General features: G+C 67.8%; 15 protein-coding genes and 3 pseudogenes. 10 read left to right on the top strand and 8 right to left on the bottom strand.

Annotated features, from left to right (window positions below):
• The 3 genes and pseudogenes from ACIQKA_RS32845 to ACIQKA_RS32835 all read left to right on the top strand — a co-directional run bounded on the left by ACIQKA_RS32845 (position 1) and on the right by ACIQKA_RS32835 (position 3252).
• A complete protein-coding gene (locus ACIQKA_RS32845; protein ID WP_402543174.1) occupies positions 1 to 291 on the top strand; it encodes a DUF6087 family protein in 291 nt (96 codons plus the stop codon).
• A gap of 198 nt (positions 292 to 489) precedes the next feature.
• A pseudogene (locus ACIQKA_RS32840) lies at positions 490 to 1257 on the top strand (IS5 family transposase).
• 153 nt (positions 1258 to 1410) lie between these two features.
• Positions 1411 to 3252, top strand: a complete 1842-nt coding sequence (locus ACIQKA_RS32835) for a hypothetical protein (protein ID WP_402543173.1) — start codon at positions 1411 to 1413, stop codon at positions 3250 to 3252.
• A gap of 356 nt (positions 3253 to 3608) precedes the next feature.
• On the opposite strand, the pseudogene ACIQKA_RS32830 reads toward ACIQKA_RS32835, so the two are convergent.
• The 4 genes and pseudogenes from ACIQKA_RS32830 to ACIQKA_RS32815 all read right to left on the bottom strand — a co-directional run.
• A pseudogene (locus ACIQKA_RS32830) lies at positions 3609 to 3971 on the bottom strand (DUF4259 domain-containing protein); the annotation flags it as partial.
• A 65-nt stretch (positions 3972 to 4036) separates the two neighbouring features.
• On the bottom strand, positions 4037 to 4240 hold the full coding sequence (locus tag ACIQKA_RS32825; protein ID WP_402543172.1) for a hypothetical protein: 204 nt from the start codon (positions 4238 to 4240) through the stop codon (positions 4037 to 4039).
• Between the two features lie 80 nt (positions 4241 to 4320).
• Positions 4321 to 6102, bottom strand: a complete 1782-nt coding sequence (locus ACIQKA_RS32820) for a hypothetical protein (RefSeq protein ID WP_402543171.1) — start codon at positions 6100 to 6102, stop codon at positions 4321 to 4323.
• Between the two features lie 185 nt (positions 6103 to 6287).
• Entirely contained in the window at positions 6288 to 7040 is a 753-nt protein-coding gene (locus ACIQKA_RS32815) for a hypothetical protein (RefSeq protein ID WP_402543170.1), read from the bottom strand.
• A gap of 152 nt (positions 7041 to 7192) precedes the next feature.
• On the opposite strand from ACIQKA_RS32815, the gene ACIQKA_RS32810 reads away from it, so the two are divergent.
• A complete protein-coding gene (locus ACIQKA_RS32810) occupies positions 7193 to 8146 on the top strand; it encodes a YecA family protein (RefSeq protein ID WP_402543169.1) in 954 nt (317 codons plus the stop codon).
• A gap of 104 nt (positions 8147 to 8250) precedes the next feature.
• On the opposite strand, the gene ACIQKA_RS32805 is transcribed toward ACIQKA_RS32810, so the two are convergent.
• Entirely contained in the window at positions 8251 to 9000 is a 750-nt protein-coding gene (locus tag ACIQKA_RS32805; protein WP_402543168.1) for a transposase family protein, read from the bottom strand.
• Positions 9001 to 9242: 242 nt separating this feature from the next.
• Between ACIQKA_RS32805 and ACIQKA_RS32800 the strand changes: the two genes are divergently transcribed.
• Positions 9243 to 10007: an IS5 family transposase gene (locus tag ACIQKA_RS32800; RefSeq protein WP_402543167.1), complete on the top strand. Its 765-nt coding sequence runs from the start codon at positions 9243 to 9245 to the stop codon at positions 10005 to 10007.
• Positions 10008 to 10018: 11 nt separating this feature from the next.
• Here the strand turns inward: ACIQKA_RS32800 and ACIQKA_RS32795 are convergent, their stop codons facing one another.
• Together ACIQKA_RS32795 and ACIQKA_RS32790 are read right to left on the bottom strand one after the other, a co-directional pair.
• Positions 10019 to 10327: a hypothetical protein gene (locus ACIQKA_RS32795; RefSeq protein ID WP_402543166.1), complete on the bottom strand. Its 309-nt coding sequence runs from the start codon at positions 10325 to 10327 to the stop codon at positions 10019 to 10021.
• 49 nt (positions 10328 to 10376) lie between these two features.
• Entirely contained in the window at positions 10377 to 10826 is a 450-nt protein-coding gene (locus ACIQKA_RS32790; protein WP_402543165.1) for a hypothetical protein, read from the bottom strand.
• A gap of 178 nt (positions 10827 to 11004) precedes the next feature.
• On the opposite strand from ACIQKA_RS32790, the gene ACIQKA_RS32785 reads away from it, so the two are divergent.
• Positions 11005 to 11718 carry a hypothetical protein gene (locus ACIQKA_RS32785; RefSeq protein ID WP_402543164.1) on the top strand — a complete coding sequence of 238 codons (714 nt, stop codon included), beginning with the start codon at positions 11005 to 11007 and terminating at the stop codon, positions 11716 to 11718.
• A 551-nt stretch (positions 11719 to 12269) separates the two neighbouring features.
• Here ACIQKA_RS32785 and ACIQKA_RS32780 read toward each other — a convergent pair.
• The gene (locus ACIQKA_RS32780) at positions 12270 to 13955 is read right to left on the bottom strand and encodes an IPT/TIG domain-containing protein (protein ID WP_402543163.1); all 1686 of its coding nucleotides are present in this window, start codon (positions 13953 to 13955) and stop codon (positions 12270 to 12272) included.
• A 349-nt stretch (positions 13956 to 14304) separates the two neighbouring features.
• On the opposite strand from ACIQKA_RS32780, the pseudogene ACIQKA_RS32775 reads away from it, so the two are divergent.
• The 4 genes and pseudogenes from ACIQKA_RS32775 to ACIQKA_RS32760 all read left to right on the top strand — a co-directional run bounded on the left by ACIQKA_RS32775 (position 14305) and on the right by ACIQKA_RS32760 (position 19572).
• A pseudogene (locus ACIQKA_RS32775) lies at positions 14305 to 15107 on the top strand (IS5 family transposase).
• A gap of 294 nt (positions 15108 to 15401) precedes the next feature.
• Entirely contained in the window at positions 15402 to 17111 is a 1710-nt protein-coding gene (locus tag ACIQKA_RS32770) for an IPT/TIG domain-containing protein (protein WP_402543162.1), read from the top strand.
• Between the two features lie 492 nt (positions 17112 to 17603).
• Entirely contained in the window at positions 17604 to 18437 is an 834-nt protein-coding gene (locus tag ACIQKA_RS32765; RefSeq protein WP_402543161.1) for an IS5 family transposase, read from the top strand.
• 244 nt (positions 18438 to 18681) lie between these two features.
• Entirely contained in the window at positions 18682 to 19572 is an 891-nt protein-coding gene (locus ACIQKA_RS32760) for a hypothetical protein (protein ID WP_402543160.1), read from the top strand.
• Positions 19573 to 19921 lie beyond the last annotated feature (349 nt).

Genomic DNA, 19921 nt, shown 5'->3' with positions numbered 1-19921 from the left:
ATGGGCAAGCACTCCCGACCCGGACCACCGAACCAGCCGTCCCGCGCAACCCCCCGCGCCGACCCCAACGACCCGCTCGCGGCGTACAACAAACGCCGCCGCCCCCCGCTGGACATCCACCGCCGCCACCGCCCGCTCCACGGCGGTGGTGGACACCTCCGCCCCGACGAACCCCGGACCCTGGAGGAGTGGAACGGATTCTCCTACCAGCCCGCAGGCACCGCCGCCAACCTTGCGGACGCGGCCCGGTGGGTAAACGAACAGACACCCGGCGAGGAACCGGCGCTATAAGGACCGAGCCGCACTCCCGCACCCCCCCACCAAGCGGGCACGTAGCTTTCCGTGCCGGTCGTCACGGAAAGCGATCCTCATAGAACTCGTAACACGATCTTGTTGAGCGCCCTTGGCTGGCCGTGACCGGTGTGACGATTCGGCCGTTCGGAGGGTGTGAGTGTTCGGCCGTGGATCGTGGACGATGACCTGTGAGCGCTGATCGAGCCGCTGCTGCCGCGCTGGCCCGAGAAGGCTCCCGGCCCGCGGCCGGTGCCGGACCGGCAGTGCCTGCAGGGCATCCTGTACGTGCCGCACGATGACATCGCCTGGCAACTGCTGCCCCTGGAGCTCGGGTTAGGCTCGGGACAGACCTGCTGGCGGCGCCTTGAGGGGTGGCGGCAGGCCGGGGTCTTCGACCGGCTGTACCGGATCCTGCTCGCCAGGCTGCATGCGGCCGGCGAGCTGGACTGATCCCGAGCATGCGTGGACGGTTCCCACGTCCGCGCGAAAAAGGGGGAGCCAACACCCGTCCGTCGCCGGTCGACCGGCGCAAGACGGGCAGCAAACACCATCTGATCCGCGACGGACGCGGCACCCCGCTGAAGGTCATCACCACCGCGGCCAACGTCAACGACATCCGCCCAGACCCTCGCCCTGGTCGACGGCATCCCACCCGTCGCCGGACGTCCCGGCCGACCACGCCACCGTCCTGAGGCCCTGCTCGGCGACAAGGGCCACGACTCCGACCCCCACCGCCGCGAACTGCGAAAACGCCGGATCCTGCCGGTCATCTCCCGCAGGCGCGCCCCGAACACCAAAGGGCTGGGCAAGCTCCGCTACGTCGTCGAGCAGACCTTCGCCCCTCTCCACCAGTTCAATCGCCTCGCCGTTCGCTGGAAGCGCCGCACCGAACTCCACGACGCCTTCGTTTCCCTCCCCTGCAGCCTCATCTGCTGGAGACGCCTCAAGAAGACCCGAACATGATCGTGTTACGAGCTCAAAGCGAAGCAAGCCCGTGGAGCCCGTCTGACGCCGACGAGGGTTGGCCGAACGTAGAAGGCTCATTCCAGGCGTCACCCATCTGGCGGCAGATCGTTCCTGGGGTCAGGTATCAGCGTCTGCGGTGAGGGAGGTCCGGTGGGACCGTCGTTGGTGGTGGAGCGGCTTGAGTTCTTGAGGGATGGGATCTGGCGGGTCCGCCTTTTCACCAGTCTGGTGACTTTCCTGGTGGGACACTCGAAGGCGGGCAAGTCGACAGCGGTCGAGGCGTTGCTGTATCCGCTGGGACTGACCACCGCGAGGGTCATGCCGGAGGTCCGCGGTTGTCAGGAGGTCCGTCTGACGTTCCGCGTGGCCGGCACTCGCTGGCAGGCCACACGCAGGGGCGCGGAGGCGCAGGCCCGGGTGCTGATCAAGAATCTGGACGACGAGAAGGACATCGGCCGTCCACTGCCCGTCAGCTCCTCATCCGGGGAGAAGACCGCCGGCGCATTCATCCAGGACCTCCTGGGTCTGCCGGCCGCCTCACGCGGCACCGCCCGTCTCACGCTGGACACTCTGTACGGCACAGTCATGGCCCTGCGTCAGACCACGATCGCCTCCGAGTTCCTCGGAGGTGTAAAGGCGCAGGAACGGATTCTGACCCTGGAGGTGATTCTGGGTCTGTGGAGCGAAGCCCTTGCGAGCCTAGAGAAGAATGCCTCGGAAACCGAGTCTCAGCACCGTGCGGCGCAGACGGCTCTGAACCAGTTCAAGCGGCTGCGTGATACGGGAGCTCTCACAGACCCGGAGGCGACACGTCAGGAACACCGCCAAAAGGAACGTGAGCACAAGGCGGCAGCGGAAAGCGCCCAGGCCATGACTACGGCGCTGTCGACCGCTGTGGGTGAGAACGGCCGGCTGGTGGCCCTGCACAAGGCGGCGGAGCAGCAGCGGCGGAAGGCTTCAAAGCAGGCCGAGGACGCGCGGACCCGGTTCAACAGGACCACAGCGGATCTCGCTCGTGCCGAGGGTGTGATCTCCGGGCTACTCTCGACGTCCCCGATGGAGTGTGCGGGGTGTGGTCAGGGGCTTCCTGAGCGGGAGCCGGGGCAGTGCCGGCAGTGCGGCCAGGCGGTTCACGGTGCTGAGGACCGGAGGGAGAAGCAGGTCGCGGCGGCACGGGCGAAGGCGGACCGTCTGCGGCTGGACCTGAAGGGTCTGCAGGAGGCCATGGCCAGCGCGGAGCGGGCGGCGGGGGCCGCTGAGGAGGCGGCCGCGCACGCGCTCGCGCAGCGCGACGCCTACGAGCGGGACCATCTGGCTCCCGCCCGCCAGGCGGCACAGCAGGCGGAAAAGGAAGCCTTCGGTCTGAGCCGGGACATCGCGCAGCTGAAGAAGCAGATCGACAACGCCGACTACATCAAGGCACAGGCCCTGGCCATCACCGCGGCCAAGGAGCGGATGAAGGCCGCGCAGGCCGCCAGGGACGCGGCGAAGGCTGCTGACGAGGTGCGCCGCAAGGAGGTCACCGGCCGGTGGTCGGAGTTCTTCCTGCGCCGTCTGCAGCAGATCAACCCGGCCGTGGAGGCGGCGTTCATCGACCCGGCCGACTTCACCACCCGGGTCAAGGAGCGCAACGAGGCGGACAAGTCGTTCGACGACAGCTCCGTGGGCGGCAACCCGAAGGCCGTGACCAACATCGCGCTGCTCCTGGCGCTGCGTGACCTCGGACGCATTGATGCTCAGGTTCGCGTGCCGCCGCTGCTGATCATCGACTCGCCGTTGTCGGGTCTCGGCTCGACGGGCCTAGACCAGGAGACGAGCTTGCGCTTGATCGACACGCTGATCTCCATCGCGGCCGATCCCGCCACAGACGGATACGGCTGCCAGATCATCGCGGCCACCAATGATCCCCTCCCCCGTGACTACCCCGAAGTCAGGGAGATCCATCTCGACGCCGGCAACCGGTTCTTCGACCACGCACCGTCCGCCGCCTGACCCGTCCACCGGGCTCGACGCTTTAGCCCGGCAAGAACGCAGGCTTCGGTGCCCCGCATCGCTTGAGACGCGGGGCACCGGGCCGAACTCTTCACGCGGACTCTGCCCCTGATCCCGACGGGTGCGCCCAGGGCGGGGAAACCACCGTGGTCGAAGAATGCGGCAGACCGGTCCGGTTCGTGCCCTTGCCCGCCGGGTTCGCGTTGAGGAGATGCGGGCGCAGGAAGCGATCGCAGAGGGGTTCATCGTGACTGGGTATATGCAGGTGCTGGACCTGACGCGGCGTGACCTGGAGCAGGCGGGTGGCTTTGTCCATGAGAACGGGTTCTGGCACGAGTTCCGTGAAGCGGTCACGATTAGTAATCAGCGGGTGTTTCGAGTGCTTGGAGGATCTGTCGTACTTCCTGGCGCCACTGATCGGCTTCGGCGCTGCCCACCCAGCCGGTCGCCATCTCTGATCCGTCCTGGAGAACCCGGTCCAATGCGAGTCTCGCGGACAAGCGAAGCGAGGCCGGTAGTTCGGGCAGCGGTTCCCTGGGGCCGTCATCAGGGTCAATCACAATGGGGCTGTCGGGGAGGGTGCTGGCGACGAGAGCGCCAGCGGCAACGGCTTCGGCTCCGTCTCCGCCATCGACGCGCTCGCCCGAGTCGGTGACTCGCTGGAAGGCCCGCTCCAGCACGTCGATGACCTGCTGGTGGGTGAGTCCCTCAAGTGCATCGACGAAGTCTGCGTGTCGGCGTACTCGTTTGAGTGCTCCAGTCCGTACGGAGTTTTATGCACCAGTCAAGTGTAGACGTTGCGTCCGTACTCCTCGCGGCTCACCTGGAAGTCGTCCGGTCGGTCGCGGCGGAGTTCCTCGTATCGCGCCCCGAAGATGTCGATCGCCTCGTGGAGCGTGCAGCCGGACGCGTCCATGATCGCCTTGAGTGCCAAGACGATCCGATGGTCCAGGATGTGGCGGTCTACGCTCTCAGGCAGCTCTTCCATGGGGCGACCGTACCGAGAGGCGTTCGGCTGCGCCGGTCAATATCACCGGGCGAGCAATCAAGATCACTTTCCCGAGGACATCAGGCGACGTCGGTTTCCCGGTCGATGGCCTGGAGGCGGTTCTTGAGGCGGTAGCTGTTGCCGTTGATCGAGATCACGTCGCAGTGAGCCTTTTTCATCCTGGACTCGACATGGTCTCTCGAGCGCTGCTGACCTGCGGTGATGCTCTTGATCTTCACTCTCGGAACCCCAGGATGAAAGAGGCTCACTGTGAGGGTGATGGGGTTGATGGGGAAGCCCTCGGGCAGGACGAGCAGGGGCAGAAAGCGCCGATTGTGCGTGGGGGGCGTTCCGGTGAAGGCTGTCTCGTTGTGGCGAAGGGCGTTGATGGTCGCGTCGATCTGGTCGATTTCGTCGATGAGTTTGTCGATGTCCTTGATCTGAGAGTCGTCGGGCACGGCGGTTGCGGCTTCGCGGCGTAGTTGGGTGGTGGTGACTTCGATGACGATCCAGGTGCCCGGGTAGTCGATAGCGGCGTCGGCGATGCGCTGGCGGTGGGCGGTGTAGGCGGCTTTGAGTTGTTCGTCGTCGTAGACGCGTCGTGCGGCCGGCGAGTCTTGGGTGATGTGGTGAAGGATTTCGCTGACGTAGACCTCGCTGAAGTGCCGCAGCGTCTGCTCGGCCTGGGCGGCGGCTTTCTTGTGGCCGGGCGGCTTGGGCCGGTGATCCGGGGGCCACTTGATGTCAAGGATCGGCATCCATCCGAAGGCCCGGCTTACGAGGTGCCGCGGGTCGAGGATCAGCAGACGTTGTTCGGGCAGTCGGATGACGGGCCAGCGCTCGAAGGGGTCGAAGAACCATTCGGTGCGCTGCTCGGTCTTTGTTCGCTGGAGCTCTGTCCGCAGTCCCGGTATGTCCTGGCTGATGAGGTCGAGTACGGCGTCGAGGCGCTCTGCGGGGATGTTTAGACGTTCCAGTTCAGTGTGCTCCACGACGAAGCGGCCGTGCACTGTGTGCACCCACAGGGCGCCGGCTACGGCAGCGAGGTCGTCGAGCCGGATTCCCGTGCAGTTCTCGTATGCCTGGCTGAGGTTCACGATCGCGGGGTTCGACTGGTGTTCTGCCGGAAGCTCGATCCATCGCCGCGCGTAGCGGGCCAGTACGCCGGAGACGGACCAGGTGTGGTTGAAATGCTGGTTGGCAATGATCTCGCGGCCCAGCGGGCCAGGGCGGTCCTCGATGACGGTGGGGCCGGCCTCGGTGTGGCGGCCCATGGTCTGGTTGATGTGCAGCAGGGCTCCGACAAGATGGCCCTGCGGTGCGTCCTCGGGCACAGAGTCCGGCAATATCTCGATCGCCGACCGGGCCAGGAGCATCAGGGCCTGGGGAACGAGCAGCCGCCGGCTCGGGTCTCTGAGGAGGTTGAGCACGCGGTCACGCACTCGTTCCTTCAGTACTGCGTTGACGAAATGCTCGTCAGCCTCACGCGCGGAGGTGTCCGGCATCGCCAGCGTCGTGAGCCAGAGGGCACAGAACCGAAGGACGGTCTCGGCAGGAATGCGTCGCAGCTGATCCTCGGCATAGCCTTCGGGCGTCGCCATACCGGCGATCTCCTCAGCTGTCAGGTAGACGGCCATCAGGTCAATGGGGTCCGGGGTCCGCGCCGACGAGGTGGGGACCAGCAAGCCGCTGGGACGCTCGTTCCACACAGGCACGATGGCCGGTGCGGTGGAGCCTTGCAGGACGGCCTTGCCGCCCGACGGGTCGGCGAGGTAGCTGGTGCGCAGCGAGGCCGGCTCGTCACCTGCCAGCATCTTCCTGATCTCTTCGATCTTCCTTGCGAGGTCTTCTTCGGGCTCCATCGAGACTTCCTGTCGTACGTGGCGGCGCCGACCGAGGCCACTGCGAAGAGCGCTGCTCCGCGCATCTCTAGAGAAAAAGCCCAAAGAGCCAGGAGCGGTGTGGCGGTCACAGAGCGGACTACGAGTGACAGCCCGCTCGGCTCACGGTGGGGGCGGGTCCCGCGGGGGTGCGGGCCATGGGTATGTCAGGCGTGCGGCTCGGTAGAAGGCCCGACGGGCCGCCCGCTGTAGGCGCTGGAGAGGGCGGGCAAGTGTCGGCGGGCCTTGCCGAGCAGTTCCGACGGTTCGCGCAATGCGGGGTCGAAGAGCTGGACGCCGCCGGCGAAGTCGCGGAAGCCGATGCTGCGCCACAAGGCTGCGATCTTCTTCGTGGCCTCTTCGCGGTAGGCGCGGGGGACCTCGGTGACGCCCTCGGGCCATTCCCCGAGCCCCGGCTGGGCCGCGACCGCGCAGCAGCCGCCGGCCAGGCGCCGGATCGCCTCGGCAGCGAAGACGGGGCCGAGTCCGAACCCTCGCCATTCCTTGCTCAGGAACACTCGGTCCAGGATCAGCAGGTCACCGACGGGGCATTCGATGAACTCCTCGAATGCCTGCGAGTACTCGTCCGTGCGGACGTCGAACACGGTGGCCGCGATGGCCTCAAGGTCCCCCGACTCCGCGTCGGCCGCCTCCCACCGGTTGTCGCCGGTGTAGTCCCGCACCCGCCACAAGCGCACATAGCCGATCTCGCGTCCACTGTCGATCAGCTCCTGACACTCTGCGGTGCAACCGCCCTCACACTCCTCTTCCTCGAAGTGGTAGGTGCGGATCGACACGTGCCACGCTTCGAGGGTGTCCTCGAAGTCGTACGGCTCAGCAGGATGATCATGACTGTAGGACAGCCTCAGATGCGCGGGATCAGCGGGCAGCTCGGACACGGGACGACGCGTCTTGGTCATAGCCGTGAAGGCTACAGAGGAGCACTGACAACGCCGGTCCTTCTCCTTAACCTTGGTTACCCCTACGGACGCTGGAGGTGGCCTTGAGGCCGCAGGATGTCATAGCACCGCAACGTCTCAGCCATCTGGAACGTGACGCCCGGGGCTACCCAGTGATCGCGACAGTAGGGCGTGGCGCAGAGGGGGCAGACTTCGGAGCCGTCAATGAGCGGCGAAAGCTCGTACTGGCCACTTTCGACTGGTGCGCCGTGTGCGGCCTGCCCTTTGGGGAGGAACCCCGATGGCAGGTACTCCCCAGCCTCGGCGCCTCCCCCCTGCCCGAGGACGTCGGGCTGTCCGAGGCTCCCGTGCATGAGATCTGCGCGGTCTACTCAGCGCAGGTGTGCCCGTTTCTGTCCTCCCAGGGCGCGCGACTGGGCGACGACAAGCGCCGTGGCGAGCGTCGTGAGACGACCGTGCAGGTGGTCGGATTCAGCCGCACCAAGTCCGTCGAGGCATTTCGTTCTTCGCTCCAGGACAGCCTCTTCGTTCTCCACTTCTTCCACAGTGAGGTGGTCGACTCCTTCGCCTACAGCAGCCCCGAAGAACTCGAGGACCGCTACCGGGCCCTCTTGGCCGCGGAGCTTCCCATCAAGCCTTCTTCTGGTGAGCAGGCGCTCATTGACCGGTTCAACGCCACGAGCACTCCCGACGAGCCGACCGGCGACCCGGGTGCGGTGGTGGCGGGCGCTGCCGTCATGATCGGCGCGGCTTTCGCTCCCCATGTCTTCCGGGTGCAGGGGATGCAACACTTCAGCGATCGCCGCTCGTACGGCTTCATCGCCCGGCAGTTGCTGGACCATGACGAGCTTTCGCAGGCCGCGGTTGACTTCCCCGACGCATCCGGCCGGGCAGCCGCGCAGTGGCTGCTGGACCGGGGCGATGATCTCCCCGCAGCACTGTCCTCGTGGCGAGAGCTCGGTAAGCAGCAGGTCTCCGGTGTCACGCTTCCCAGGGAGAGGCCCGCCGGCCCAGGCCGTAGCGTCGGCAAGAACACGCCTTGCCCATGCGGTTCGGGCCGCAAGGCTCGTCGGTGCCACCCTGCAGGGGTGCCCGAGTCGCCCTGACCTGCATGGAAGCGTGTTTCTGCACGGCGGTTCGCGGATGCGGCACGCCGGCGGGTCGTCGTCTTCAGAGGCCAATGGAGACTTTGCGGCACCAGTAAGAATCTTCAGCGTCGCCTCTCGAGGGTGAGGACGGCCTTGGTGATTGACGTGAGTCGGTTGGGGCTGATCCGTGCTTTGCGGAAGATCCGCCAAGCCTTGAGCCGGGCGAAGGCCCGCTCGACGGGGAAGCGGAGTTGTGCGTATGCGCGGTTGACGGCTGCCTGTCTGGTGGTGAGGGGGCGTCCGAGGTGGCGTTTGAACGGAACCTGGAACGTTCCGCCGGCTCCGACGTAGGCCTTGTCGGCGAGGACGGGAATCCGCAGTCGTTCACAGACGGTGATGATGTGGTGGGTGCGGGCGGCGGTGATGTCGACCGTGCGGCCGGGTAGTGCCGACGAGTACCAGATCAGCTCGCCGGCAGGTCCGGTGACGGCCTGGATGTTCACTCCGTGCCGTCGGGCCTTGCCGGAGTAGTCCCGTTCACGGTCGCCGACTCGGTCGCACTCGGCGATGGTGCCGTCCACCAGGACATACTCGGGACGTGTCCGGCGCAGGGCCTGCGTCAGAGACGGTGCCCTCGAGGCGAGGAGTCTGATCACACTCTGTACATAGGCGTGGGCGGTGCCCTCACTGATCCGAAAGCCTGCGGCGAGCTTCGCGTAGGTCGTGTGTTCGCGCAGATAGATCAGGGTGATGATGGCGCGTTGCGAGGGCGGCAGCTTGCACCGGCGGTCACCTTCACGGGTGACGATCAGCATCGTCACCCACTCCACGAGCGCGTGTGGCAGGTCGAGTGCGGCAGGATAGGGGACCAACGAGGCCTCCGGTCACAGCGGTTGAGACGTCAGACATCTCGAACCACTGCCCGAAGGCCTCGCCTGCTATCCGTGGACGGCCGTCACCCGATCGGTGACCACTCTGAAGATCCTTAGTGAGCCGTTTTCATCCTGTCTCTGTGGGGTGAAATGGCAGGTCAGCGGGGGTGTGTGATGAGGCGAGGCTCCTGGTCGTTGCGGTGGTGTTCTCTACGCACCATGCATCGTCCGAGGAGCCTCGCTTGGTCCCGTATCGTGCCACGATCGATGTCCCGCATGAGCTGGTCGAGCATGTTTCCTGGCTCATCTACGCACGAAGGTGTGAACGCGGTTCGCGGTGGCGGAAGCTGGGCTGCTTCCGGCAGGCCCTGCTCGTGCTGGTGCATTTGCGGAAGAACGAGCCGCTGCCCGCTCTGGCGGCCGGCTTCGGCGTCTCGACCGCCACAGCCTGGCGCTACGTCGACGAGACTCTCGACGTCCTCGCGGCGTGGGCGCCGGGTTTGCACGAGGCCCTGACCGGCCTGGGCGAGGGCGACCACGTGATCGTCGACGGCACCCTGATCCCCATCGACCGCATCGCCGCCGACGAGCCGTACTACTCGATGAAACACCGCAAGCACGGGATGAACGTGCAGGTCATCGCCCGTCCCGACGGCACACCGCTGTGGTTCTCCCGTGCGACACCCGGGCGGACCCATGATCTGACCGCGGCCCGGGCCCATGGCATCGTCCAGGCCTGTCTGACCCGGCAGATCCTCGTTCTCGCCGACCGCGCCTACCAGGGCGCCGGCGCCACCGTCCGCACCCCGTACTACCACCACCACGAACAGCCTGAGCACTACCAGCAGTTCAACCGTGACCACGCGCGCCTGAGAGCTCTCGGGGAACGGGCCTTCGCGCAGCTGAAGTCTTGGCGCATCCTCCGCCGGGCCCGATGCTCCACCCGACGCATCGGCACCATCGTCCAAGCCGTCCATACCTTGCTGACCTGCAGCTATTCAGGATGAAAACGGCTCAGTCAGCCGAAGTCAAACATCTCCTGCACGCTGGCGGCCGGGGCAGGAGCAGTGATGCACTGTCGTGGTAGGCGGTCGCCCAACAGCTTGTGCAGCTCGTCCTTCCAACCTTGAGCGGAGGCCAGGAAACGCCCCCAGTCGGCGAGCCAGTCGCGCCCGGTCACCAGGGGGCGTATAGGCCGGCCTCGGTCTTTTCCCGTGAAGACAGGACCGCCCGGTGAAACCTGGCGGTCGCCGAGTGAAGTGCCCCGGCGGTCGAATGCAGACGTCGCCACCATCGCCGGCAACGAACCCTTCGCCGCCCAGGTCATGGCCGACGTCCTCGTGGGGTTCGTAGGCGCCGTCGGAGGCCAGCAGTAGCTATCCCGGCCAGTCAGGTCCGCCCACGTGCTCGATCGCCGGGTGCCCCCAGCGCTGTTCGGTCACCTCGTCGCCGCGGATCCCGCCGAGGCAGGCCGTGATCAGGTTGCGGCCGCCGCCGTGGCCGTCGCAGGCGCGGCGTTCGTTGTGGTCCTCGCTCAGCAGCCACAAGGGCCCACCCAGGTCGTCGAGGAGAAGGTAGGTGCGGTCGTCGCCCGACCAGGCGAAGGAGAACCAGCCGCCGGGGACGTGGACGGCGACGACAGCCGCGGCGGCGGGGAGATCGTGATCGGGGGCAGGCCCGGCGGCGTAGCGCTCGTACTCGGCGCGCAGGCCGACTTCCGCGTCGCCGTGGCCGGCGGCGGGCGGCAGGCGGCGGTACGGGTCCAGGCCCGTACCGCCGGGGTGTCGCCGACGCTGTCGAGGAGGGTGTAGGAACGGGTGCCGCACGGCCGCGTCCCCGGTAGGCCGGGTTGGTCATCGGAGGGCTCCGCGCCGCATCCGGGAAAGCTTTGAGCTTCATCCGATCGAGGGCTTCGACCCCTGTTCGGCGATCACTGCCGGCCCGCTCCATGATCATGGCGGAACAGGCCCGGGACGGGCTCAGACCGCAGAGAGGAGCAGGTTCGTGGGAACTGTGAAGGTGGGGTTCAAGGACAACTTCGGCACCGACCTCGTATTCGAAGGGGCGGTGGAGCCCCGGGGTGCCACCGGATACAAGTTCGTCGGGACGGTCAGGGGACACTGCGGGCTCAACCGCTCCCACGAGAGCTTCGACAACATGGTGCAGGTCGAGCACGGGGCCACCTCGGGCGACTGGAACACGTTGGAGTTCCGGATCACGGGCGACCCCATCAAGGTCGAGGGCGAGGGGACACGCTTGCCGAACGAGACGGTCGACTTCAGGATCGGTGCGAACGTCACGGCCATGGGCAACTACCAGTACGGGTCTGCGGCGACAGTGACTGCCGGCGGACCGCCCCAGGAGGTCGTGGCCATGTACACGAAGACGGACGGGAACGGGAACAACTCGTACTACGTCCGCTTCAGCGGCCACGCCTGGGCGGACGGGCCGACCGGGTACGTCATGCGGGGAACCCTGGATGCCGACACCCAGGGCGGCGCCCTCACCCAGCAGCATGCGACGTTCGGCCACAAGTCCGCCTCCGGGAGCTGGAAGTACGAGACCTTCAGGACCGACGACGGCCTGAAGGACATCCTGGTCCGCGGGCAGCGCAAGGCCGGGGAGAGCATCCGCCTAGTCGTCGGCGCCACCAGCAACATCGCCAACCTCTACAGCTACGGCAATGAGGTCACCGGCACCCTCCCCGACACGTTCTGATCCCGAGCACCGGGCCGGTCGCACCGCACCCGCGATCCGGCCCGATCAGTGCGGCGGGGCAGGGGCGCGAAAGTGCAGCGGGCCGGGCAGGGTGTTCCTGCCTGGTCCCGTGGTCGCCGGCCAACCGAAGCCGAGCGTCTCCTGCACGAGGTCGGCCGGCACCAGGATTGGCTGCGGGGCGAGGGCAGCGGCGCATCGTCTTGGCAGGCGACCTTCCCGCGCTCGACGAATCGCCCTTCTCGTCCGTAGGCAAAGGCCAGGAGGCACCCCCAGACGGTGAGCCGGTCGCGGCCGGCCGCCGGTGGGCGTGCGGGGCGGCCTTCGCTGGTCCGTCTCGCGCACGAAGCCGATCCCGCCAGCACTCAGGTCTTCGGGTTCGCTGGTACAGGTCGCCTGTTGGCTCCGTCGGCTGGAGCGCCGGGAGGTCCGGGTCGAGTTTCTAGCGAATGTTCCGGTCAGAACGCTTCGCTCAAGCCGCTGCCCTCCTTCGGCCTGTGGGCGTCGATGGAGGGCAGCGGTGGTGTGTGGCGCACGGTCGCGCGCCGGGTGGGTCAGGGGCAAGTGACGAGAATAAGGGAGATGGCGGTGCAGGTGGCGGTCGCGGTGTCGTTGGCGGGGTTGGGGTCGGTGGGGGCGGAGAGGATACGCGCGCCGGTGACCTTGACCTGGCCGAGGGTCAGCAGGTGCAGGGGGACGCGGAACGTCTTGTGCGCGCTGGCACCGTTGGCGATGGCGTCGTAGGCGCAGGTCACCGTGGTGGCGGCGACGGTGCATCCGGCGGACAGGTTGGTGGCAGTCGCGCCCGGGGGCAGCTTCGCGGTCAAGGTCGCGGAGGTAACGGTGCCGGGGCCGGTGCTGTGGGCGGTGAGGGTGTAGGACAGGTAGGGCACCAGGAGGCCCAGGTGCGGCTGCGCGGTGAGGCTGACGTCGATGTCTGCGGGCGGAACCAGATAGGTGTACTGGTCGGCCGACTTGGTCGCGCTGGTGCCGCCGGGGGTGGTCACCTGGACGTCGACGGTCCCGGCGGCATGGGCGGGGGACGTGGCGGTGCAGGAGGTTGCCGCGCAGCTCACGCCAGTGGCGGGGGTGCCGCCGAAGGTGACGGAGGTGGCGTCGGCCAGGTCGGTGCCGGTGATCGTCACGACGGTGCCGCCTGCGGTCGGCCCCGAGGCCGGGCTGATTGCGGTGACGGCCGGTGCGGGCGTGGCCGTGGCGACTTGGAGGACGTTGAGGGTCGCGCTGCCGTTGTTGGCGACGTAGGCGAGGGTGCCGTCCGGGCTCACCCCGACACCGTAGGGGCCGCTGCCGATGGGGGCGTTCTCGGTGACGGTGTTGGTCGCGGTGTTGATCACCGCCAGGGAGTTGCTGGAGTAGCTGGTCACGTACGCGGTCGCGCCGTCGGGGCTGAATGCGGCGCCGATCGGGTTGCCCGCGGTGGTGATCGTTGTGGTGACGGTGAGCGTGGCCGGGTCCACCACGGACAGGAAGTTGTCATTGGAGTGGTTGACGTAGGCCGTCCCGGTCACGGGGTTGACCGCGACCGCGAACGGCTGGTCGCTCAGCGCCACGGTGGCACTGACGATGAGAGCGGCGGTGTCGATGACGCTCAGCGTGTTGTTGCCGTGGTTGGTGGCGTAGGCGCGCGATCCGTCCGGGCTGAGAGCGACATCCTGCGGGAACCGGCCGACGGCGACCGACGCGACGACCGTGTTGCTGACGGTGTCGATGACGCGGACCGACCCGTTGGGGTAGCCGGAGTCGGAGACGTAGACCCGGGTGCCCGCCGCGTTGACCGCGACCCCTGTCGGGTCTGTGAACCCGCCGATGGTAGCCGTCACCGTGTTGGTGGCGGTGTCCACGACGCTGACCGTGGCGCTGTCGCGGTTGGCGACGTACAGGTGCGCGCTGTCGGGGGTGACGGCGATTCCGGTCGGGTTGTTGCCGACCGTGATGGTGGCCCCGACGGTGTTGCTGGACGTGTTCAGGACGGTGATGGTGGTTCCGGCGGGTTCGCCGTTGGGGCCGCTGCCGTTGCTGACGTAGACATGGGCGCCGTCCGGTGCCACGGCCACTTCCTGCGGGCTCGCCCCGGTCGGCACGGTGGCGATCACGGCCGGGGTGACCGTGGCGGCCGCCACGGCGTCCAGACCGGTCATGGCCAGCGCGAACACGGCGGCCACCGCCGTGCGGCGCCGCCAGAGAACACGGGGAGAACGTAACTGGGATCTCGAGGACATGGCGAAGTACTCCCTCCAAAGCCGCGGCACGACGGCGGGGACCGAAAGCCCCCCGGAAACCGCCCGTGACGCAGTCGTACAAGACGCCCCGTGCCAGCGGCGACAACCGCCCCCGTAGCCCAGGCCCGCCCCTCGCACACCCATCACGTCGGTAGCCGACCCGTGACAGCCCTGCAGCCCCCGCCCGATGAACGGACATGATGGTGCCCTGGCATCGTCTCAATGAACGCTCATCCACTACATGAAGCCTTCGCAAATGTTCGAATTCGATCAGACGATGACTGCTTTACTGATCATTTCAGAATGAGTTCGGCGTGAGGGCTAGGCGATCGGACTTGGTGACGGCAGAGTGTCGCGAGTTTCGGATGATCTTGTGTCTGATGACCTATGGGAACGTATCGCTGCGCTGCTGCCGCACCGGCCGCCGCAGCGTCATCGGTATCCGAGGCGTCTGCCGGCGGACGACCGTGCGGCTCTTCGGGGCATCTTGTACGTGCTGCGCAAGAACGTGAGCTGGAGGGACGTGCCCGCCGAGTTGACCGGGTGCAGTGGAGTGACGGCCTGGCGGCGGCTGCAGGACTGGACCGAGGCCGGCCGGAGTGTGGCCCCGCCTGCACGAAGTCCTTCTGACCGAGCTGCGCAGGGCAGGGTTGCTGGACATGGACGACTGCGCGATCGACGGCTCGCGCATCCGGGCCCTCAAGGGGGGGCTCACACCGGACCTTCGCCGGTCGACCGCGCGCGACCAGGCAGCAAGCACCACCTGATCATCGACCGGCACGGCGCACCCCTCGCTGACCGGTGAAAACAGGCATGACGCCACCCGGCTGACGCCGTTGCTGGATGCGGTCCCCCGCATCCGAAGAGTCCGCAGGCGGTCGCGGCACCGGCCGGGCCGGCTGTTCGCCGACCGCGGCTACGGCTGAGGCAAGTACCGGCGCATTCTGCGGGCCCGCGGCATCACGCCCAAGATCGTCCGACGCGGTGTCCCGCACGGCTCCAGCCTGGGCAAGACCCGCTGGGTCGTCGAGCGGACCTTCGCCTGACTCCACCAGTTAAAACGACTGCGGATCCGCTATGAGATACGCGCAGACCTCCACCTCAGCCTGCTCCAAGCTCGCCCGCAGCATCATCTGCTTGCGACGCCTATGAACCTCATTCTGAAACGATCAGTAAGAATGAGCAGAAACGGTCATTATCATTCATCCGGCGATGCGCCAACTTCCCTTATTCTAGCGTGATTTGACTAACCCGGTTGGACGGCCGGGCTTCCGCTTCCTCCGAGAGGTGAAACACGTGACGCTGGCCACTGATAGCACGGCGAGACGCCCGGGGCGGTTACGCCGCCTGCGACGCGGCGCGAAGGCCGCGCTGGCCACCGCGGTCCTCGGTGCCGCCATCGCAGTACTGCCAGCCGGGGCCGCGCATGCGGCGAGCCCGGGGCAGTTGATCTACGTCGCCAACCGGTACGACGACTCCGTCACCGCCGTCGACTCGGCGAGCGGGGCGGCGGTGGCCACCGTTCCGGTCGGTACGGGGCCGTCCGACGTGGCGCTCACCCCGGACGGCTCGCAGGCGTATGTCACCAACTACGAAGGCGACTCTGTCTCGGTGATCGATACCGCCACCCACACGGTCGCCGCGACCATTCCAGTGGGTCCCTCGCCCATGCCGGTGGTCGTCTCGCCGGACGGTGCGCGCGTCTACGTGGCCCACATGGGCAGTCCCGGCGGGGTCGAGGTGATCGACACCTCTTCCCTGACCGTCGCCGCCACCCTGCCCCTCAGTGGCTATCCGGGCATGATCGCACTGTCCCCGGACGGCGGCCGACTCTACATCGGCATCACCGACCCTCCCAACGGCTCGGTGGCGGTGGTCGACACCGCCACGCTGGCCGTCACCGCCACCATCCCCGTCGCCGACCCGGCCGGGATCGCCGTCAGTCCCGACGGCACCCGCCTCTACGTCTCCGGGTACAACAACAGCACCATCTCGGTGATCAACACCGCCACCAATACGGTCACCGCGACTATCATGGTCGGCTCTCAGCCGCAGAGGATCGCCGTCACCCCGGACGGGGGAAGTGTCTACGTCAGCAACTGGACGGCCAACACGGTTTCGGTCATCGACGCCGGGACCAACACCATGACCGCCACCGTTCCGGTGGGTGCCGGACCGGCTGCCGTCCTGGCCGACCCGGACGGCAGCCGCGTGTACGTCGCCAACGCCTTCTCCAACACCATGTCGGTGATCGACACCGCGACGCGCACCGTCATCACCACCGTCCCCACCGGCTCCCGCCCGTACGGCCTGGCGATCGGCAAGGCCGTCCTGCCCGCCGTTACCACCCTCGCCCCCGACCACGGCCCGACCGCCGGCGGCACCACCGTCACCCTCACCGGCACCCACCTCACCGGCACCACCGCCGTCACCTTCGACGGCACCCCGGCGAGCGGCGTCACCGTCGTCGACGACACCACCGTCACCGCCGTCGCCCCGCCGCACACCGCCGGCGCCGCCGACGTCACCTTGACCGCCAAGGGCCGCACCGTGCCCGCCGGCAGCTACACCTACCACGTCCCCGCGCCCACGCTGACCGGTATCGCCCCCACCACCGGACCCGTTGCGGGCGGCACCATCGTCACCCTCATCGGCAGCAACCTCGCCGGGGCCACCGCGGTCACCTTCGGCACCACGCCCGCCACCTCCTTCCACGTAGACAGCGACACGCAGATCACCGCCACCGCACCCGCCGCGAGCGCGGCCGGACCGGCCGACATCACCGTCACCACCCCGGGCGGCACCAGCGCCGTGGTGACCGCAGGCCGGTACGCCTACACCAAGGACACGGCCAAGCTCACGGCCAGCCCGCTGCTGCTGTCCATTACTCCCGGCCAGCTGAACATCAACCTCAACCTGTCGGCCACCCTCACCGACATCACCACCGGCAAGCCCGTCCCCGGCGCCCCGATCAAGTTCACCGTCGGCACCACCACCGTGTGCACCGCCACCACCAACGCCGCTGGCACCGCCACCTGCACCGGCCCCTGCCCCGTCACCGCTGTCCTGCTCAACCTCGGCTACACCGCCACCTACGCCGGCTCTCCCACCCTGGAGCCCACCAGCGTCACCGCCGGCCTGATCCGCATCGGCTGACGCTTCACCCACCACGGAAGGCCGCCGTCGAGAAGTATCGACGGCAGCCTTCCGCCCCCATCCCAGAAGCAGCGTTGTCGTCTCCGGCAGCTCTGCCTCAGCGGCAGGGCGGCTCGGGGTAGCGCCGGCGGTGCCGGTCCGGGACGTTGACGCCGATCTCCTATCAGGGCTCGCCGCGCTGGGGCCGGGGCAGGATGCCTACCCACAAACGAACGGCTTTCGCGTCTATGCCCGGACCGTGAGGAGTGGGACCCCACCCGAGCCGCCGGACGAGACCGGCCAGCCGCCTGCTGGCGCCCTGTGACGGGCCGCTTGCCCTACGACTGCAGGGCGGGGGCCGGTCCGCTGTCTGTGCCATCCCGTTTGGCCCAGGTTTCTTGACTATTGTGGGTCGGTCTAGGCCGTGTTTCAGGTGTTCAGGTTCCGCTGCGGTTGCTGAGCCGTGATGATCGCGGTGTGGGGCGTGGAGATCTCTCGGACAGGCAATAGTCAGTGCTGGAGTCGGTGTTGCCTGCGGCAGGGGTGCGTCGCAGGTCGGGGAATCGGCGACGGTTGGTCGATGGAGTTCGGTGGCGGGTGCGGACCGGTGCCCCGTGGCGTGATCTGCCATCTGAGTACGGGCCTTGGCAGACCGTGCATGGGCTGTTCCGTAGATGGCAGCGCCAGGGGGTGTGGGTGCGGATATTCACGTTGCTGCAGGCCAGGGCGGACGCGGCGGGGCGGATCGTCTGGGAGGTCAATGTCGACTCGACGGTGTGCCGGGCCCATCAGCACGCAGCCGGTGCACGGCAGGATGGGGCCGGGCAGAAAGAGCCGCCTGGCGGAGTGGTCTGCGAGCCAGATGATCACGGGTTGGGCCGGTCGCGGGACGGGTTCAGCACGAAGATCCATCTTGCGTGTGAGCAGGGCCAGAAGCCCCTGTCACTCCTGGTGGCTGCGGGGCAGAGGGGTGACGGTCCGCAGTTCGTGCCGGTACTGGAGGCGATCAGGGTGCCCCGGCTGGGCCTGGGCCGACCGCGGCGGACTCCGGTCCGGGTGCGGGCCGACAAGGCGTACTCGTCCGCTGCCAACCGCGCCTATCTGAGGAGACGCGGAATGCGGTGCTCCATCGCCGAGCCGGTCGACCAGGTCCGCAACCGCGAGCGCCGGGGCCGCTTCGGCGGTCGGCCACCGGACTTCGACCGCCAGGACTACAAAGCCCGCCACGCGGTGGAATGCGGCATCAGCCGTCTCAAGCAGCACCGGGCCGTGGCCACGCGGTACGAGAAGTTGGCCTGCCGTTTCGAGGCGGCAGTCCCGGTCGCGGCGGTGAATCTGTGGCTGTGACCCGCACGCTCGGGGCACGAGCGCCGGGCTGCCCGCTGGTACGTAGCCATCAGATGGATCGCCGATGCCGGCGTGCCGCGCCCGGCTGATTGCACCGTCAACGGTGCAATCCCGGTGTGACCCGCGGGCTTCGCGCGGAAGCGGGTGTCACTGGATCCGGTGACATCCACTAGGCAATTGATCACGCACCGCAATACCTTGATTGCGCTGCGCGTTGTGCCGCGCTTTCACAGATCGAGGTCCCATGAGCTTTCAGCAGTTCCTGTCACGGGCCGCTTCCCGGATCGGCTGGTGCGCCACCGCGCTCGGCCTGGTCCTGATCGCGGCGGTGCCGGCCCAGCCTGCCGCCGCCGACACGACACCGGCACCGCCGCTGGCGCTGGTCTCGATCGTCAAGGCGACGAAGACCGTCAACGACTACCAGCCGGTCTACGCGGAGTGCCGCGACGGGGACTGGGCCATCAGCGGCGGCGCAGAGGCGGTAGCCCCCAACACCGCGTACCACGAGGTCGGCCTGGTCGGGAGCTTCCCCGCCGTCCTCCACGGTGAAAAGGGAGCGTGGGGATGGGCGGCCAACGCCCGCAACTTCCGCGGGCAACCCACCACGGTGACCGTCTGGGCGGTCTGCGCGTCCCTGCCCAGGGGCTATGAGGTCGTGCAGGCCCCGCTCGTCCAGGTGCCGAGCGACCAGACCGTCACCGTCTCCTGCCCGGCAGGCAAGACCGCCCTCGGCGGCGGGGCCGAGATCCAGGGCACCGAAAGCTCTCTCACCAAGAGCTACCCGTCCAGCTTCACCGCCTCCGGACCGACGTCGTGGACGGTGGCCGGCCGTGTCTGGTCGAACCGCACGGTCGGCGTCGCGGGGGCCGTGACCTGTGCCGACCCGATCGCCGACAACGAGTGGACGACCTACAAGGTCAGCAAGAACACCCCGTCAGGAGGGTTCCTCACCTGCCTCAACGGACGGCGGGTCACCAGCGGCGGCGCCGCAGCGAACACCCAGGAGCCCGTACTCATCGCATCCAGGCCCGGCCTGATGAGCGAGGGAGCCGACCGCGACGGCTGGTGGATCCAGGCCGGAAGCCTCTGGGAGCCGATCGACGTGGACCTCTATGTGATGTGCAGAAGTCGATAGCGGCAGACTGCGGACACGGCCGCAAAGACAGCCGGCCGAACGCAGAAACGGGCCCGGCCGGTACCGCGCCAGCAATACCGGCCGGGCCTTTGCACCCCGCGTGCGACGCACCACTCCGACCAGTCCTCGTTCCGAGGACCCAGACCGGCACCACGATCGCCACGGCCCAACAACCCCAGTGGGCGTCGTTAGTCCCACTGTCGGATGAAGTGCACAGGGACCCCGGGATGTCATGGCTGATGCCCGGGGTCTCGTGCTGCCTACGGGGCGGCCGATCGTTCGATGCTGTGGATGTTGCGGCCGTTCTTGACAGGTCAGGGCTAGAACGTGGGCTCGGCTGGGCTCCCGC

The organism is Streptomyces sp. NPDC092045, assembly GCF_044756005.1.
In the GTDB taxonomy this organism is placed as follows: Bacteria; Actinomycetota; Actinomycetes; order Streptomycetales; family Streptomycetaceae; genus Streptomyces.
Note: the sequence above shows the minus strand (reverse complement) of the source record. Positions and strands in the feature narration are given on the sequence as shown.